The organism is Streptomyces sp. cg40, from assembly GCF_050320165.1.
In the GTDB taxonomy this organism is placed as follows: Bacteria; Actinomycetota; Actinomycetes; order Streptomycetales; family Streptomycetaceae; genus Streptomyces; species Streptomyces hokutonensis.
The window spans coordinates 5322435-5339151 of record NZ_CP190128.1 but is presented as its reverse complement, the minus strand read 5'-3'; the positions used below and the strand labels follow the sequence as shown (position 1 = coordinate 5339151).

Annotated in this window: 18 protein-coding genes and 2 tRNA genes; 13 read left to right on the top strand and 7 right to left on the bottom strand. The window is 70.2% G+C overall.

What is annotated here, in order from left to right:
- Nucleotides 1–17: 17 nt before the first annotated feature.
- A complete protein-coding gene (locus ACQHII_RS23730) occupies nucleotides 18–485 on the bottom strand; it encodes an SSI family serine proteinase inhibitor (protein ID WP_427921184.1) in 468 nt (155 codons plus the stop codon).
- Between the two features lie 169 nt (nucleotides 486–654).
- Between ACQHII_RS23730 and ACQHII_RS23725 the strand changes: the two genes are divergently transcribed.
- The 3 genes from ACQHII_RS23725 (at nucleotide 655) to ACQHII_RS23715 (ending at nucleotide 1458) form a co-directional block, all read left to right on the top strand.
- A tRNA-Ser gene (locus tag ACQHII_RS23725) sits at nucleotides 655–745 on the top strand.
- Between the two features lie 195 nt (nucleotides 746–940).
- A tRNA-Arg gene (locus ACQHII_RS23720) sits at nucleotides 941–1013 on the top strand.
- Nucleotides 1014–1236: 223 nt separating this feature from the next.
- Nucleotides 1237–1458, top strand: a complete 222-nt coding sequence (locus tag ACQHII_RS23715; RefSeq protein ID WP_019073270.1) for a hypothetical protein — start codon at nucleotides 1237–1239, stop codon at nucleotides 1456–1458.
- A 361-nt stretch (nucleotides 1459–1819) separates the two neighbouring features.
- Here the strand turns inward: ACQHII_RS23715 and ACQHII_RS23710 are convergent, their stop codons facing one another.
- The 4 genes from ACQHII_RS23710 to ACQHII_RS23695 form a co-directional block, all read right to left on the bottom strand.
- A complete protein-coding gene (locus ACQHII_RS23710) occupies nucleotides 1820–2209 on the bottom strand; it encodes a hypothetical protein (RefSeq protein ID WP_427921183.1) in 390 nt (129 codons plus the stop codon).
- Nucleotides 2203–2382 carry a methyltransferase domain-containing protein gene (locus ACQHII_RS23705; protein WP_427925398.1) on the bottom strand — a complete coding sequence of 60 codons (180 nt, stop codon included), beginning with the start codon at nucleotides 2380–2382 and terminating at the stop codon, nucleotides 2203–2205. The genes ACQHII_RS23710 and ACQHII_RS23705 overlap by 7 nt, the downstream gene beginning before the upstream one ends.
- A 150-nt stretch (nucleotides 2383–2532) precedes the next feature.
- A complete protein-coding gene (locus tag ACQHII_RS23700) occupies nucleotides 2533–3003 on the bottom strand; it encodes a hypothetical protein (protein WP_427921182.1) in 471 nt (156 codons plus the stop codon).
- A gap of 169 nt (nucleotides 3004–3172) precedes the next feature.
- A complete protein-coding gene (locus ACQHII_RS23695) occupies nucleotides 3173–3655 on the bottom strand; it encodes a MarR family winged helix-turn-helix transcriptional regulator (protein WP_427921181.1) in 483 nt (160 codons plus the stop codon).
- A gap of 83 nt (nucleotides 3656–3738) precedes the next feature.
- Between ACQHII_RS23695 and ACQHII_RS23690 the strand changes: the two genes are divergently transcribed.
- The 10 genes from ACQHII_RS23690 to ACQHII_RS23645 all read left to right on the top strand — a co-directional run bounded on the left by ACQHII_RS23690 (nucleotide 3739) and on the right by ACQHII_RS23645 (nucleotide 15323).
- Entirely contained in the window at nucleotides 3739–4107 is a 369-nt protein-coding gene (locus tag ACQHII_RS23690; RefSeq protein WP_427921180.1) for an HGxxPAAW family protein, read from the top strand.
- Nucleotides 4108–4143: 36 nt separating this feature from the next.
- Entirely contained in the window at nucleotides 4144–5043 is a 900-nt protein-coding gene (locus ACQHII_RS23685; protein ID WP_427921179.1) for a DUF2797 domain-containing protein, read from the top strand.
- 30 nt (nucleotides 5044–5073) lie between these two features.
- Complete coding sequence (locus ACQHII_RS23680) at nucleotides 5074–5556, top strand: hypothetical protein (RefSeq protein WP_427921178.1); 483 nt, start codon at nucleotides 5074–5076, stop codon at nucleotides 5554–5556.
- Between the two features lie 96 nt (nucleotides 5557–5652).
- Complete coding sequence (locus ACQHII_RS23675; protein ID WP_427925397.1) at nucleotides 5653–6540, top strand: amidohydrolase family protein; 888 nt, start codon at nucleotides 5653–5655, stop codon at nucleotides 6538–6540.
- Nucleotides 6541–6743: 203 nt separating this feature from the next.
- Entirely contained in the window at nucleotides 6744–7484 is a 741-nt protein-coding gene (locus ACQHII_RS23670) for a response regulator transcription factor (RefSeq protein WP_026179246.1), read from the top strand.
- Nucleotides 7481–9163, top strand: a complete 1683-nt coding sequence (locus tag ACQHII_RS23665) for a sensor histidine kinase (RefSeq protein ID WP_427921177.1) — start codon at nucleotides 7481–7483, stop codon at nucleotides 9161–9163. Before ACQHII_RS23670 ends, ACQHII_RS23665 begins: the two co-directional genes overlap by 4 nt.
- Nucleotides 9164–9176: 13 nt before the next feature.
- The gene (locus tag ACQHII_RS23660) at nucleotides 9177–10688 is read left to right on the top strand and encodes a glycosyltransferase (protein ID WP_427921176.1); all 1512 of its coding nucleotides are present in this window, start codon (nucleotides 9177–9179) and stop codon (nucleotides 10686–10688) included.
- Entirely contained in the window at nucleotides 10685–12904 is a 2220-nt protein-coding gene (locus ACQHII_RS23655) for an ArnT family glycosyltransferase (protein WP_427921175.1), read from the top strand. Before ACQHII_RS23660 ends, ACQHII_RS23655 begins: the two co-directional genes overlap by 4 nt.
- A 106-nt stretch (nucleotides 12905–13010) precedes the next feature.
- Complete coding sequence (locus tag ACQHII_RS23650) at nucleotides 13011–14462, top strand: MFS transporter (protein ID WP_427921174.1); 1452 nt, start codon at nucleotides 13011–13013, stop codon at nucleotides 14460–14462.
- 93 nt (nucleotides 14463–14555) lie between these two features.
- Nucleotides 14556–15323: a TetR/AcrR family transcriptional regulator gene (locus ACQHII_RS23645; RefSeq protein ID WP_427921173.1), complete on the top strand. Its 768-nt coding sequence runs from the start codon at nucleotides 14556–14558 to the stop codon at nucleotides 15321–15323.
- Nucleotides 15324–15332: 9 nt separating this feature from the next.
- Here ACQHII_RS23645 and ACQHII_RS23640 read toward each other — a convergent pair whose 3' ends face one another.
- Both ACQHII_RS23640 and ACQHII_RS23635 read right to left on the bottom strand, forming a co-directional pair.
- Nucleotides 15333–15803, bottom strand: a complete 471-nt coding sequence (locus ACQHII_RS23640; protein WP_427921172.1) for a PPOX class F420-dependent oxidoreductase — start codon at nucleotides 15801–15803, stop codon at nucleotides 15333–15335.
- 28 nt (nucleotides 15804–15831) lie between these two features.
- Nucleotides 15832–16653 (bottom strand): YceI family protein, encoded by an 822-nt coding sequence (locus ACQHII_RS23635; protein WP_427921171.1) that lies wholly within the window; start codon nucleotides 16651–16653, stop codon nucleotides 15832–15834.
- Between the last annotated feature and the right edge of the window lie 64 nt (nucleotides 16654–16717).

Genomic DNA, 16717 nt, shown 5'->3' with positions numbered 1-16717 from the left:
CGTCCGGCGGCGGGCATCTACCGGCCGAGGTCGGGCAGCAGCGGGACCATCCGGTTCCACCGGGAGATCTCGCAGCCGTTGCTCCGGTCGTACGTCGTGTCGACGGGGCGTCCGGCCCACGTGCCGGTGACGTGGGCGGTGGCGGGGCCGCCGTAGATCATCGTGCACATGCTGTCGGGCGGCACCGGGGCGAAGGGGTCCTTCCCCCACCGGGTGTTGCGGCCGACGGCCTCGCAGGCGCCGGTCACGTCCGGGTGGGTGCCGCCGCCGGGGTGGCAGTACAGATCGTGGGTGCCGTCGGCGGCGCCCGCGTGCCGGACGGTGACGGTGAGGTGGTCGGCGCCGGACCGGTCCTCGTCGTTGCCGGGCGGTGGGGCGAGCGTGCGGGCGGTCGTGGGGGACGCGGTGGCGGGCGTCGCGGCCAGTGCGCCGACGGTGGCGGCGGACGCGGCGGCGATCACGAGGAGACGGCTGACCTGCAACATGACCTGACTAACGCCCACCGCCCGCGGACGTTGCGGACACGGCGGCCGGCATCAACGGCTTTGCCCTGCGGCCCGCCTGCCTAGTACCGTGGACCGCGATTGGTGGCACCCCGCTCGTCTGTGTCATCATCTGCACGCACCACTCGCGCTCGCGCGGGAGGTCATCGCTGGAGGCGTCGCCTAGTCCGGTCTATGGCGCCGCACTGCTAATGCGGTTTGGGACGCAAATCCCATCGAGGGTTCAAATCCCTCCGCCTCCGCACCCCATCCGAAGCCCTGGTCCCAGTGACCGGGGCTTCGGTCGTTCGCAAGGTCGTTTTCGGGTCGTTTCCGCAGCTCACAAGGGGTACGGCTAACGGATTTCACATGGCGGCGGCAGTCATGTAATGTTCTTCCTGTCGCCGCGAGCGGGCCGGAAGGGCCGGGAGCGGCGAAGGAAAACAAGAGAAAATCAAGCACTCGTAGCTTAACGGATAGAGCATCTGACTACGGATCAGAAGGTTGCAGGTTCGAATCCTGCCGAGTGCACATCAGCGACAGGGACCCTGTGGATCACTCCACAGGGTCCCTGCTTGCGTCCGGTGTCGGGGTTCCTCCTCGTCCAGGTCGCCAGGGAGCACGTCCAAGTGACGTTGCTCACACGTTTTCGGGTGCTCGGTGGGGTCGTACGCGAGGTCGGCGACCAGGTTGTGATGAACAAGCGATGTGGACGGCCTCAGCGAGAGGCGTGTCTAGGCCCATACTGGAAGCAATGACAAAGCCAGCTGCACCGAAGCGCTATCTGCCCACCAGTCCCTTCAAGGCACCGGCCGCGGCGGCCCCCAAGCATTTCGCCGTGGGCGACCAGGTGACACACGACATGTACGGCCTCGGCCGGGTCATCGGCATCGAGGACGGCATCGCGGTGCTCGTCGACTTCGGCTCGGTTCAGGAGCGCATCCTGAGTCCGTACGCCAAGATGAGCAAGCTGTAGGACCGCAGTGCCCGGTCACGGCACACCAGGTCCTGGCGGCCTGTAACGAACGGGAGACCTCTCATCGAACTGACCTCGCTGTTCTCCGCCCCGGAAGGGGCGTCCCGCCGTTCCAGCGCGGGATCGCCCCCTCCGGCGACGAACCCCTTCCAGGCCCCGGACTTCGGGGAGGACGAGACGCTGCCGCTCGACGACGGACCGGCGACGTTCTCGGAACTGGACGAGGCCTACCGCCAGGCGGGCTAGGCAGGACGGCCCAGCCACGGGGGGCCGGGCTTCCGAGGGGAAACGGATTTGTTCCCGGCGGCGGACCGGGCGGACACAGTCATGCCCACCACTCCCTCGCCCCGCCCTTCCCCCTCTAGCGGACCGAACGGACGAGGACCAGTGACCCCCCATAGGCCTCCGCGTCCCACAAGGCCCCGTGTCGCGCGTCCCAACTCCCGTCCGCCGGCGCGGCCTTGATGGCCCCCACGTACTCCGTCCGCGTCTCCTCCGCCACGAAACCCCAGGCCGAGCAGGCCTGGACCGCACCGGGATCGAGAAAGCGCTCCGGCCGTCCGAAGTACGCCTCGTTGAAACCGTCCGTGCAGTCCGAGGGGATGGGCACGGCGGTGACGGTGACCGTCCCGCCGAGCGCGTCGGCGATGCCCGCGACGGACGGATGGCGGCGCGCCTCCGTGTCCAGGACCGGCGGCGCGTACTCGTACAGCCAGAAGTCCCGGACGAGACCCGGATCGCAGGTCAGCACGGCGACCGGCCCCGCGTCATCCGACGCATCTCACGCAGCCCGGCGGCCGGGTCGCTCCACTGATGCACGCCGAACGTCGTCATCGCAGCGTCGAACGCCCCATCAGGGAACGGCAGTTCCTCGGCCACCGCGTCCACGGCCTCGGCAAGCCCCCGAGGCCGCTGCTCCCGCATCGAACGCGACGGCTCGACAGCGGTGACCCGCACCCGTAGTCGACGTCCCCCGTACTGCCGTCACCGTCACCGTCACCGTCACCCGTGAGTGTTTCGTTCACGGAACGACCCACGGTGCCGGCAGCTCCGCGCAGTTGGGGCGCGGCCCCCTTACGCCGCCGCGCTGAACACGGGCGTCGTCGGGACCGGTCGTACCGGGATCGTGACGGTGGCCGGAGTGCTTCGGTCGGCGAAGACGAACAGGCGCAGGACCAGGAAGCGGCCGATGCCGGCCAGGGCCGAGGCGCTGAGGTAGACGATCTGTTCGGTGAGCATGGAGGGGGAGGCCTGGACGGTGTGGAGGACGAGGATCGCGGCGGAGGTCGCCGCGTAGGCCGCCGTGGCCGAACCCGCCGACTGCCAGTGCTCGCGCAGTCCGGGACGGCGTCCGGTGCCGAAGGTGAACAGGGCGTGCAGTTCGGTGCAGAGGACGGTCGACGCGATCGTGATCAGCGCGTTCGCCGCGACCCAGGGCATCAGCGTGGCGAGCAGCGGCACCGCCAGGCTGGACAGGACCCCGACCCCGCCGCCGCACACCACGAACCGGACGAAGGACGCGAACGGACCGGGTGCGGTTGACATGGGATTTCCCTCCGTACGGCGGCCGTTCGACCTGCGCCGGTCCTCCTGACCGGCTGAGATCAACGATCCCGTCGTACGGCTGCGGGCACGAGGAAGCGGTCACCCGAACCGTTGGTGGAGCCCGCTACACCACCGGGGTCGGGCTTGCCCCCCGCTCCGGCTCCTTGTCCTACTCCCTGTCCCGCGCGCGGAGTTCCTCGATGTAGTTCTGCGCCAGCGTGGACGTCCGCGCGAACCAGTCGGCCAGTACGGCGATCTCCTCGGGGGAGTAGTCGGCGAACTGGGCGTTGAGGCGGTCGTAGTAGGGGCCGTAGAGCGCGACGACCCGGGTCACCGCGGCCGGTACCGAGGCCACGCGGACGCGGCGGCGGTCGGTGGGGTCGGGGACGCGGGTGATGAAACCGGCGCGTTCCAGCCGGTTGAGGATGCCGGTCACCGCGCCCGTCGTGACGTGGGCGTGCTCCGCCAGGTCGCCCGCCGTGAGGAGGTTCTCGCCCGCCTTCAGGACGCAGGCGAAGCAGAGCAGATCGGTGACGTTCAGGCCCAGCCGCTCGGCCATTTCCTGCTGGCCGAGCTGTGCGGTGGCGATGAGGGAGTCCATCGCGTCCAGTGCCTGGGCCGGGGTGGCGGCGGGGCGGGGCTTGGCTTGCATGGATATTGCCTTAGCTCGTGAGGGGTTAATACTCTAAACTTCTTAGGTGGTGAGAGGTTTCAGAAGTCTGAAGGGGCTGGCGCATGAGCGCACACCAGTATGACGAGGGGCATACGGTCGCCGGGTGGACCGGATTCGGCATCGCGACCGTCGGGACGGCCGTCGCCGGCGCGGGGGTGTGCACCGTCTCCGCCGCGCTGATCGGCGGCGGACTGGGCATCGTCGTCGTCGCCGTCCTGGTCACCTGGGCGCTCCACCTCACCGGCTGGGGCAAGCCGCCCGGGCGGCGGGACCGGGCGCAGTGGGGGATGCGGGTACGGGACCCGCTCGCGCGGGCCGGGCACGCCGGGTGTGTCGGGTGCCGGCTGGCCGGGCGGGGGCGGGGACGGTCGGCCCAGGGGCGCACGGAGGAGACCCGGCAGCCCGTTCCGGTCGGAGAAACCGCAGGCTGAGGCCGTTGTCAGTGGCGCCCTCTAATCTCGTGAGCGATGGCACAGACATCACGGGCACCACGGACGTGGAAGTGCTCGGGACTCCGATGGACGGCAGGCGGTCCCGAGCTGAAGTGGGACGGCGGGCGCGGGAGCCCGCTGCCCCGGGGGAAGCGGGTGGCCTTCGAGGTCGCGGAAGGGGGCGGGCGGACATGTGTGGGAGCGCGGGGGCATACGTGTCCGCTGCGGGCGGCCGTGCCGGAGCGGAGCACGGGTGCTCGGTGCGAGGAGTGCGCGCGGCTGGACCGGGCGCACTCGGTCGCCGCCGACACGATCGCGGACGACCCGCGGCCGTACCACGTATATCTGGCCTGGTTCGGCCCCGGCCTGCTCAAGGTCGGCATCACCGCCGAAGAGCGCGGCTCCGCGCGACTGCTTGAGCAGGGCGCCGTCTGCTTCAGCTGGCTGGGCCTCGGCCCCCTGATGGCAGCCCGCCGCTCGGAGGAACTCCTGCGCGCCGCACTCCGGGTACCGGACCGGATCCCCTACGGCGAGAAGCGCGCCGTCCGCTCCGTGCTCCCGGGCTCGGCGGCGGAGCGCGCGGCCGAGCTCGCCGACCTGCACGCCCGGGCTCTCGCGTTGCGCGAATGGCCGGAGTCGCTCCGCCGCGAGCCGTATCAACCCGTCGACCACGTCGAGGTGTTCGGTCTCAGGGACCTCCCGGCCCCCGTCGGCGAGGTGAGCGGGCTGGTCCCGGGCGGGTCGGTGAGCGGGGAGGTGCTCGCGGCGGCGGGACCGGACCTCCACCTCGCCACCGGACGGGGCGTGGTCGTGCTGGACTCGCGGCTGATGACGGGGTGGGAGCTGATCCCGGCCGGGGGCGACACGGTTGAATTCACCGTGCCGGTGCGGGAGTTCAGGAGGGAAGTGCCGGGGGTCCAGGAAGGGTTGTTCTGAGCACGGGGAAGGGAACGGGGAGGGGGCGTCATGGAGGTCACGGTGCAGTGGGTCCGCACGTCCTGGACGAAGCGGTCACGGGGAGGCGAGGCGGCCGCGCGCAGAAACGCGGTTCCGGTCGGCTTCCCGCTGCCGGACGGGTTGGCGCAGTCGGTCCACACGGTCCACACGGTCCGGATGCACGAGAAGGACGACTTCACGCCGTACGACGGACGGACGGAGCGGAAGCAGGTCGCGGTCCGACTCCGGGAGACCGAGGGGCGGTTGAGGGTGTTCCCGTGCGTGGACCCGCTCTTCGGGCTGCCGCCCAGACAGCGCCGGCCGCCCGCGGTCCGGCTCGCGCCGGGGCAGTGGGTGCGGTGGCAGCTCAACTACCGTTTCAGCAGTGCGGCCGGTGTGCGGGACTGGTCGTACTGGCTGGACACGTTCAACATCGCCTATGGGCCGGTGACCGCCGAGGTGTTTCTGGGGACGCCCGCCTTCCATGTGGACGAGCAGGGGCCGGTGCGCTAGCGATGGGCAGGAGTGGGGTCCCGTATGGATATGGACAGTGAAGCCGGTGAGGCCGGCGGAACCCGTGACCACGGCTTGGCTGCCGAGGCGGCCGAGATGGTCGCCGCGACCGAGGCGGCCCAGATCCGGCGGTTCTGGGAGCGGCTGGGGCTCCCCGGGCTCGTCGACGTGCACACCCACTTCATGCCCGAGCGGGTGCTGCGCAAGGTCTGGGACTACTTCGACGCGCTCGGGCCGTCGACCGGTGGTGCGCTGGAGTGGCCGATCACGTACCGGAAGGAGGAGGACGAACGGGTCGCGCTGATCAGGGAGTTCGGAGTACGCGCTTTCACCGCCATGCTCTACCCGCACAAGCCCGGCATGGCCCGGTGGCTCAACGGCTGGGCCGTCGACTTCGCCGCCCGCACCCCCGACTGTCTGCACACCTCGACTCTCTTCCCGGAACCGGGAGTTGAGGGCTATGTACGCGAAGCGCTGGAGTCCGGCGCGCGGGTCTTCAAGGCGCATGTGCAGGTCGGGGCGTACGACCCGGCCGACGAACTGCTCGATCCCGCCTGGGGGTTGCTCGCCGAGTCCGGGACACCGGTCGTGATCCACTGCGGGTCGGGGCCCGCCCCCGGCAAGCACACCGGACCCGAACCGATCGGCCGGGTGCTGGCCAGGCACCCGCGGCTGCGGCTGGTCGTCGCGCACATGGGGATGCCGGAGTACGAGGACTTCCTCGGCCTAGCCGAGCGGTTCGGGGAGGTGCGGCTGGACACGACGATGGCGTTCACGGACTTCAGCGAGCGCTTCGCCCCGTTCCCGCCGCGTGCGCTCCCCCGGCTGGCCGCCCTGGGAAACCGCGTTCTGCTCGGCAGTGACTTCCCGAACATCCCGTATCCGTATCTGCACCAGCTGCACGCCCTGGAGCGGCTGGGCCTCGGGGACGACTGGCTGCGGGCGGTCTGCCATCACAACGGGGCAGGGTTGTTCGGACTGTGAGGGAGGCGCGGAGGTTGGGGGGATACAGGGGAGACCGAGGCGGCACGGGCGGAACGCACAGGTCCGCCGGGGCCGTGTGCGGGACGGGATAAGTCCCGGGCAAGAGATTCCAAGGTGTTCCCTGAGAGGCCCCTGTGCGTTTCTCAGGAAAATCACAGACTCTAGAAAGCGTGCTCTAAGAGGACCACGACAACGTGTCCACCATGACCACGACCTCGCCCCAGGGGCGCACCGAACTGCTGAGGCCGGACGGGAGCCCCGTCCGAGTGCTTGTGGTGGACGACGAGCTGTCGATCACCGAGCTGCTGTCCATGGCCCTCCGCTATGAAGGCTGGCAGATCCGCAGCGCGGGTGACGGAACCGGCGCGATCCAGACCGCGCGCGAGTTCCGGCCCGACGCCGTCGTCCTCGACATGATGCTGCCCGACATGGACGGTCTGACCGTCCTGGGCCGGCTGCGCCGTGAGCTGCCGGACGTGCCGGTGCTGTTCCTCACCGCGAAGGACGCGGTCGAGGACCGGATCGCGGGACTCACCGCCGGCGGCGACGACTACGTCACCAAGCCCTTCAGCCTCGAAGAGGTCGTGGCCCGGCTGCGCGGGCTGATCCGCCGCTCCGGTGCGGCGGACCGCCGCTCCGACTCCGTGCTGGTCGTGGGTGACCTCACCCTCGACGAGGACAGCCACGAGGTCTCGCGGGCCGGTGAGGGCATCCACCTCACCGCCACCGAGTTTGAGCTGTTGCGCTTCCTGATGCGTAATCCCCGTCGTGTACTCAGCAAGGCACAGATCCTCGACCGTGTGTGGTCGTACGACTTCGGTGGGCAGGCCAATGTGGTCGAGCTCTACATCTCGTACCTCCGCCGGAAGATCGACGCGGGACGTGAGCCGATGATCCACACCCGACGCGGTGCCGGTTACCTGATCAAGCCCGCGGCCTCATGAGCGGGCGACGACGGCCGCGTGCGCAGAAGAAGCGAGCGGGTAAGCCGCGCACCCTGCGGACCCGGCTCGTCGTCGCGTCCGTGACGCTGATCGCGGTGGTGTGTGCGGTGATCGGGACCGTGACGACGCTCGCGCTCCAGTCCCACCTGTATCAGCAGCTTCAGGGCAAGGTGACGGAGACGGCCATCCGGGCCGTGGGCCGTCCGCAGGGCAGTCCGGACGGCGGGACCGGCGCCCCGCGAGCGATTCCGGGGACCCAGGGCAACTCGTCCGCCAACTCGGACACCGATCCCGACAAGGCCCTCACGCCGGCCGCGAAGGTCGACAAGCTGCTCACGAACGGTCCGACGCAGGAGAAGACCGTCGCCGCCTATGTGCAGAAGGGCGCGATCACCAGCGCGTCCTACAGCCAGCAGGTGACCGACAGCAGCGGCGCGTTCAAGAAGATGAACGCCGTCGGTCTCAGCGCGGCGCAGAAGCAGGCCATCGCGTCCGTGTCGAAGGACGGCAACACGCACTCGGTGACCATTCCGGGGCTCGGCGACTACCTCGTCAAGTACGCCAAGAACCCCAGCTCCACCACCGAGGGCTACTACGTCGCCCTGCCGACCACGGATGTCGACAACACCGTCAACACCCTCATCCTCGTCGAACTCAGCGTCACCGCCGCAGGCCTGGTAGCCGCGGGCATCGCCGGCTACATCCTCGTCGGCATCGCCACCCGCCCCCTCCGCCGCGTCGCCGCCACCGCCACCCGGGTCTCCGAACTCCCCCTCCACACCGGCGAGGTGACCCTGAACGAACGGGTCCCCGAGTCCGAGACCGACCCCCATACCGAGGTCGGCCAGGTCGGGGCCGCGCTCAACCGGATGCTCGACCATGTGCACGGCGCCCTGCACGCCAGACAGCAGAGCGAGATGCGGGTACGGCAGTTCGTCGCGGACGCCAGCCATGAGCTGCGTACGCCGCTGGCCTCCATCCGGGGTTACGCCGAGCTGACCCGTCGCGGACGCGAACAGACCGGGCCCGACACCAAGCACGCCCTCGGGAGGATCGAGTCCGAGGCCGGGCGCATGACCCTCCTCGTAGAGGATCTGCTCCTGCTCGCCCGGCTCGACGCCGGCAGGCCCCTCCAGTTCGACCAGACCGACCTGATCCCGCTCGTCGTGGACACCATCAGCGACTCGCGCGCGGCCGGCATGGGCCACAACTGGCGGCTCGACCTGCCCGACGAACCGGCCCTCGTGTCGGCGGACGCGGCCCGTATCCAGCAGGTGCTGGTCAATCTGCTCGGCAACGCGCGCAAGCACACCCCGCCGGGTACGACGATCACCGCACGCGTGCAGCGGCGCGGACCGTGGATGTGTGTGGACGTCGAGGACAACGGCCAGGGCATCCCGCCGGATTTGCTGCCGCACGTCTTCGAACGGTTCGCGCGCGGCGACTCGGCGCGTTCCCGCTCCACCGGGTCGACCGGTCTGGGCCTGGCCATCGTGCAGGCGGTCGCGACCGCGCACGGCGGTGCCGTCACCGTGGACAGCGTCCCCGGACGCACTGTGTTCACCGTGCATCTGCCCGCGCTTGCACCGGCCGTGCCCGCGCCCGCCCCCGAAACGAATTGGCAATCGCACTCACAGGCACAGCACAGTGCCACCACATGGGTGCAACAGGGCGCTTGAGGAGAGTCGGTTCATGCGAACCGACTCTTCTCCCGGCACCCTGCCGGCGCGGGAGCACCTCCCGGCCGGAGACGCCGGTACGCCTGTCCTGGACGTAGTGATCCCCGTCTACAACGAGGAGAAGGACCTCCAGCCATGTGTGCTCAGACTGCACGAGCACCTCAAGCGCACGTTCCCGTACGCGTTCCGCATCACCATCGCGGACAACGCGTCGATCGACACCACTCCTCAGGTGGCGGCGCGGCTGGAGTCGGACATCCCCGAGGTGAAATCGTTCCGGCTGGAGCAGAAGGGGCGCGGTCGAGCACTGCGCACCGTCTGGTCCGCCTCGGACGCCCCGATCCTCGCCTACATGGACGTCGATCTCTCCACCGACCTCAACGCGCTGCTCCCCCTGGTGGCGCCGCTGATCTCGGGTCACTCCGACCTGGCGATCGGTTCCCGGCTGGCCCGCTCGTCGCGTGTCGTGCGTGGCGCCAAGCGCGAGTTCATCAGCCGGACCTACAACCTGATCCTGCGCGGCTCGCTCCAGGCCCGCTTCTCCGACGCCCAGTGCGGATTCAAGGCGATCCGGCGTGATGTGGCCCAGGCGCTGCTGCCGCTCGTCGAGGACACCGGCTGGTTCTTCGACACCGAGATGCTGGTGCTGGCCGAGCGGGCCGGACTGCGCATCCACGAGGTGCCGGTCGACTGGGTCGACGACCCGAACTCGACGGTCCACATCGTGAAGACGGCGACCGAGGACCTGAAGGGAGTGTGGCGCGTGGGCAAGGCCCTGGCCTCCGGTTCGCTGCCGCTCGACCGTGTCACGCGCCCCTTCGGCGACGACCCCCGCGACCGCGACATCAAGGACGTGCCCAAGGGGCTGGCCCGCCAGCTCGTCGGGTTCTGTGTGGTCGGCGGCCTGTCGACCCTCTTCTACCTGCTGCTCTACAGCCTCTTCCGGGAGTTCTCCGGTTCGCAGATCGCCAACGCGCTCGCCCTGCTGGTCTCGGCGATCGCCAACACGGCCGCGAACCGCCGACTGACCTTCGGGGTCCGCGGCCGGGGCGGCGCCGTCCGCCACCAGGCGCAGGGCCTGGTCGTCTACGGCATCGGTCTCGCGCTCACCAGTGGTTCGCTGGCCGCCCTGAACGCGGCCAGCAGCAACCCGGCGCACTCCACCGAACTGGCGGTCCTGGTGGTCGCCAACCTCGCGGCGACCGTCCTGCGCTTCCTGCTGCTGCGCGCCTGGGTCTTCCCGGACCGCGACGACAGCACCGACGAGTCGACGCTCGCGGCCCTCAACTCCCCTTCGTCGCCCACCTATTCGACGGCGACGACCCCCCAGCACGCGCAGTACACGCAGCACCACGGTGCCTACGGCCCGCTGCCCCACCGGCAGCCGCAGCCCCAGCAGGGAGCGCCGTACGACACCACCACCCAGTTCCGCGCCGGTGAAGCCGCGGACGGCACCTGGAGGGACGCGACGATGCAGTTGCAGCCGGTGCGTCCCCACGACACCGACCCGAGGGACTCCCGATGACCACCGAAACCGATCAGACGACCTATCCGGGAGGAGGCGGCCCCTCGTCCTGGGGGGCGCCGGCCGGTGACACCGGCAGAGATACGGCCCTTCAGGAGCCGGTGGCGCCGTCGGACACCCTGGCCCCCCAGGCCGGTGAGCCCAAGCAGCCGCTCGGCCGCCGCCTGTGGCGCGGCCGGCCCGAGGACCCGCGCTGGGTGCGCCCCGCGTTCTGGGGCATGCTCCTGGCGACCGGCCTGCTCTACCTCTACAACCTGAGCGCGTCCGGCTACTCCAACTCCTTCTACTCGGCGGCGGTCCAGGCCGGCAGCAAGAGCTGGAAGGCGATGCTGTTCGGCTCGCTGGACGCGGGCAACGCGATCACCGTCGACAAGCCCTCGGCCTTCCTGTGGCCGATGGAGATCTCGGTCCGCATCTTCGGCCTCAACTCGTGGGCGATCCTGGTCCCCGAGGTCCTGATGGGCGTCGGCACGGTCGCGGTCGTCTACGCGGCGGTCCGCCGCCGGCACAGCCCCGAGGCCGGTCTGATCGCGGGCGCCGTGCTGGCGCTCACCCCGGTCGCCGCGCTGATGTTCCGCTTCAACAACCCCGACGCGGCACTGGCGTTGCTCATGTCGGTGGCCTGCTACCTCGTCGTCCGGGCCCTGGAGGACGGCCGTACGAAGTGGCTGGTGTGGGCCGGAGTCGCGATCGGCTTCGCGTTCCTGTCGAAGACCCTTCAGGCCTTCCTGATCCTGCCGCCGCTGGCCATCGTCTACGCGGTGTGCGCGCCGGTGAGCGTGAAGAAGAGGTTCGCCCAACTGGGCCTGGCGACGGGCGCGTTGGTCGCCGCCGCCGGCTGGTGGGTCGCGATCGTCGAACTGTGGCCGGCCTCCTCGCGCCCCTACATCGGCGGCTCGCAGAACAACAGCTTCCTTGAACTGACCTTCGGCTACAACGGGTTCGGCCGCCTCAGCGGCGACGAGACCGGCAGTGTCGGAGGCGGCGGTGGCGCCGGCGGTACCGGCCAGTGGGGTGCCACGGGCTGGGACCGGATGTTCAACTCCGAGATCGGCAGCCAGATCTCCTGGCTGCTGCCCACCGCGCTGATCCTCCTGGTCGCGGGCCTGGTGGCCACGCGCAAGCTGGGCCGCACGTCGGTCAGGCGCAGTTCGATGCTCGTGTGGGGCGGCTCGCTGGTGACGACCCTGGTCGTCTTCAGCTACATGGCCGGCATCTTCCACCAGTACTACACGATCGCCCTCGCCCCCTACATCGCGGCCGTGATCGGCATCGGCGCGGGTTCCCTCTGGGAGAAGCGCGGCGAGATCTGGGCCTCGATCACCCTCGCGGCGGCGGTAGTCGCCGCGGGCGTGTGGGGTTACGTCCTCCTCAACCGCACCTCCGACTACCTGCCCTGGCTGAAGTGGCTCGTCCTCCTCGGCTCGCTGGCGGGCGCGCTCGGCCTGATCTTCGTCGCGAAGATCGGCCGCCAACTCGCCCTCGCGGCGGTCGGTCTGAGCATCGTGGCGGGCCTGGCCGGTCCGGCGGCGTACACCATGTCGACGGTCGACTCGGCGCACACCGGCTCCATCCCGACGGCCGGTCCGGCCGGCGCGAGCATGATGGGCGGCGGCGGTCCCGGCGGCGGCCGGGGCGGCTTCGGCGGCGGCAACCGCACCGGCGGCACGGGCACGATGCCCGGCCAGCAGGGCGGCGGCACCACCCAGAACCAGGGCGGCGGCTTCCCGGGCGGCGGCACGGGCACGATGCCCGGCGGCGGTACCGGCGGCGGCACCCAGAACCAGGGTGGCGGCTTCGGCGGCCAGACCGGCGACGGCGGCGGCATGGGCGGCGGCGGTGGCGTCGGCGGTCTGCTCAACGGCGCGACGGTCACCTCGGCGGCCAAGAAGCTGCTCCAGACGGACGCGAGCAAGTACACCTGGGTCGCCGCGTCCATCGGCTCCCAGAACGCCGCGAGCTACCAACTCGCCACCGGCGACCCGGTGATGGCGATCGGCGGCTTCAACGGCACCGACCCGTCGCCGACGCTGGCCCAGTTCAAGAAGTACGTGGCGGACGGCAAGATCCACTACTTCATCTCGGGCGGCACCGGCATGGGCGGCAGCAGCACCGGCAGCTCCTCGCAGATCTCCTCGTGGGTCGAGAAGAACTACAAGAAGGTGACGGTCGGTTCGGCCACCTTCTACGACCTGACGCAGAAGACGAGCAGCTGACGGTTCAGGGCTGAGCAGGGGCGGTGACCACACGGTCACCGCCCCTCCTTCGTGTCCGGACAATCCCCGTTGTACGCCGTATAGGAACTGTTCTACGGTGTACAGCATGACCTCCCACCCCAAGCGCTGGATCGTCCTCGGAGTCATCTGCCTCGCGCAGCTCACCGTGCTGCTCGACAACACCGTGCTGAACGTCGCGATCCCCTCGCTCACCCGCGAACTCGACGCGAGCACGGCGGACATCCAGTGGATGATCAACGCGTACTCGCTCGTGCAGTCGGGGCTGTTGCTGACGGCGGGCAGCGCGGCAGACCGCTACGGCCGCAAGAAGATGCTGATCACGGGTCTCGTCCTCTTCGGCGCGGGCTCACTGATCGCCGGACTGGCGGACTCCACCGGGCAGTTGATCGTCGCGCGGGCCGGGATGGGGGTCGGCGGGGCGCTGCTCATCACCACCACCCTCGCCGTCGTGATGCAGATCTTCACCCCCGAGGAACAGCCGAAGGCGATCGGCATCTGGGCCGCCGTCAACGCCCTCGGCTTCGCGACCGGTCCGCTCCTCGGCGGCTTCATGCTCAACCACTTCTGGTGGGGCGCGATCTTCCTCATCAACCTCCCGGTGGCCGCACTGGCGTTGGTCGCGGCGATCGCCCTGGTCCCCGAGTCCAAGAGCCCGCGCGGGGACCGCCCCGACCTCCTCGGCGCCCTGCTCTCCACCGTCGGCATGGCCGCGCTGGTCTACGCGATCATCTCCGGCCCCGCGCACGGCTGGACGTCGGAGCGGGTGCTGCTGTTCGCGGCGGTCGCGGTCCTCTTCCTGGCCGCCTTCGCGTACTGGGAGAACCGTGTCCCGTACCCCATGCTCGACCTCGACTTCTTCCGCGACCGCCGCTTCACGGGCGCGGTCACCGGAGTCGTCCTCATCACCTTCGGCATGGCCGGCTCCCTCTTCCTCCTCACCCAGCACCTCCAATTCGTCCTCGGCTACGGCCCGTTGGAGGCCGGCGTGCGGACGGCACCGCTCGCCCTGGCGATCGTCGCGCTCAACTTCTCGGGGCTGGCGGCGAAGTGGACGGCGAAGCTGGGCGCTCCGCAGGCCATCGGTCTGGGCATGGTGCTGATGTCGGCGGGGCTGGCGTCGATCGCGGTGGTCGCGTCCGGTGGGTACGCGGGGACTCTGGCCGGGCTGCTGCTGATCGGGGCGGGGGCGGCGATCGCGAATCCGGCGATGGCTCACGCGATCATGAGTGCGATTCCGCCGGAGAAGGCGGGGGTCGGTGCGGGAGTCAACGGAACGCTGGGGGAGTTCGGGAACGGGTTGGGGGTCGCCGTTCTCGGCGCGGTGCTGAGTTCGCGGTTCGCGGCGGGCTCCTTGCCGGAGGGATTGGCGGCGGCGACCTCAGCGGCTGAGCGGAAGCGGGTGACCGATTCCTTCTCTGCCGCTCTGGAGGTAAGTCAGTTGGTGGGGGCGGTCGCTGTCTTGACCGGGGGGTTGCTTGCGGCGGCGTTGTTGTGGCGGGCGGAGCGGGCAGACTCGGGGGTGGTGGTCGCTCAGTAGCGGGTGCGGGTGCGGGTGCGTTGTGGCTGGTCGCGCAGTTCCCCGCGCCCCTTGGATACTGAGCCGGGGTTGAAATGCATAGGAAGGTGCGTCATGGCCAAGACAAGCTCGTCGTCAGGGCGTTCTGCACGCACCAGCGTCTGGCTGGAAGAGAAGGCACCTCGAAGTGCGCGTGGCGGACAACCCTCCGGGCTCGACCGCGCCCGCATCACCGACGCCACCGTACGACTCCTCGACGCCGAGGGACTCGCCAAGTTCTCCATGCGGCGGCTCGCCACCGAGCTGAACGTGACGGCGATGTCCGTCTACTGGTACGTCGACACGAAGGACGATCTCCTCGAACTCGCCCTGGACGCCGTCTTCGGGGAGTTGCCGCTGCCCGATCCGGAGGCGGAGGGCGAGGACTGGCGGGACCAACTCCGCATGCTGGCCACGGAGTACCGGGGCCTGCTGGTCCGCCATCCCTGGCTGTCGCCGCTCGCCGGGACGTTCCTCAACATCGGGCCGAACAACCTGTCCTTCTCCCGCGTCGTCCAGCGCGTGATCCGGCGCACGGGACTGCCGGACCACGGGCTGACGGGAGCCATCTCGGCCGTCTTCCAGTTCGTCTACGGCTACGGCACGATCGAGGGCCACTTCTTCGCCCGGGTCGCCGACACCGGCATGACCCCCGACGACTACTTCCAGCACGCCATGACGACGTTCGACGGAGCCCCGACGACCGCCGAGATCGTGGAGGAGTCCAGGAAACTCATGGCGGCCCGGGGCGGCGACACGGTCGCGGAGATGATGGAACGGGACTTCACCTTCGCCCTGGACCTGCTGGTGGCGGGCATCGAGGCGATGGTGAAGCGGGGTTGAGCACGGGCGCTACTTGTCGTCCGCCAGCCGCGCCGGGAAGCCGCCCGTCGCCACCGGCCCCCACCGCTCGGGCGTGACCCGGATGATCGCCTTGCCCTGCTTCAGCATCGCCGCGCGGTACTCGTCCCAGTCCGGGTGTTCGCCGGCGATGTTGCGGTAGTACTCGACGAGGGGTTCCACGGAGTCCGGCGGGTCGATGACCTCGGCGGTGCCGTCGATCTGGACCCACGGGTCGTTCCACTCGTCGCTCAGGACGACGAGGCTGACCCGGGGGTCCCGCTTGGCGTTGCGGGTCTTGGCGCGCTCGGGGTAGGTGGAGACGACGATCCGCCCGGAGTCGTCGACCCCGCAGGTCAGCGGCGAGGCCTGGGGGCTGCCGTCGGCCCGCCGGGTCAGCAGCAGGGCGCGGTGGCGGGGTCGTACGAAGTCGAGCAACTCGTCCAGGGAGACGGCGGTGTTGGTCGCGATGTTCGGTGCCATGGCGCCAGCCTAGGCGCAGGGCACCGTGTTACGCCTGAGGCAGTGACTCCCCCTGCACGGCCTGGATGTCCAGCTCGACCTTGAGGGTCGTGCCGATCGCGGCGATGCCCGCCTGGACGACCTGGTTGTAGTTCATCGCGAAGTCCTCGCGGCGCAGTTCCGTGGTCGCGCGGAACGCGGCGCGGGTGCCGCCCCAGGGGTCGGCGCCGGTGCCGAGGTAGGCGAGGTCGAGGTCGACGGGTCGTACGACACCGCGGAGGGTCAGTTCGCCGTGCACCGTCCAGCGGTCGGAGCCCGCCGGGGACAGGCCCGTGGAGCGGTAGGTGATCTCCGGGCAGCGGTCCACGTCCAGGAAGTCGGCGGACCGCAGGTGGGTGTCCCGCGTGCCGTTGCCCGTGTCGATGGACGCGGCCCGGATGACCGCCTCCACCCGGGACTTGGCGATGTCGTCCGGCGCGATCTCGACCGTCGCCGCGAAGTCGGTGAAACGGCCGCGCACGCTGGAGATGCCCAGGTGCTGGGCGACCGCGCCGACCGTGGAGTGCGCGGGGTCGACGGTCCAGGGGCCGGGCGGCGGGAGTTCGGTGCCGCCCTGGCGGGCCAGGGTGACCGTGCCGACCTCGGCCCGGCCGCTCGCGGTGACGATCGCGGTCGCGGCGGCGGGCGCGTACCCGACGGCGGTCACGATCACCGTGTACGGCCCGGGGGCCATGGGGTCGGGGTCCCGCACCGCTCCCTCCGCGTCCGCCTCGGCCCGCAGCACCTGCGCCCCGGTCATGTCGGTCACCGTGACGACCGCGTGCGACACGGCCCATCCGTCGCGGGTACGGATCTTCGCGGTCAGTCCCATGTCTGTCGTAACTCCTCGCCGTACAGGCCTGCAAAGGGGTCCGGTCTGCGCAACGTGCCTCCGC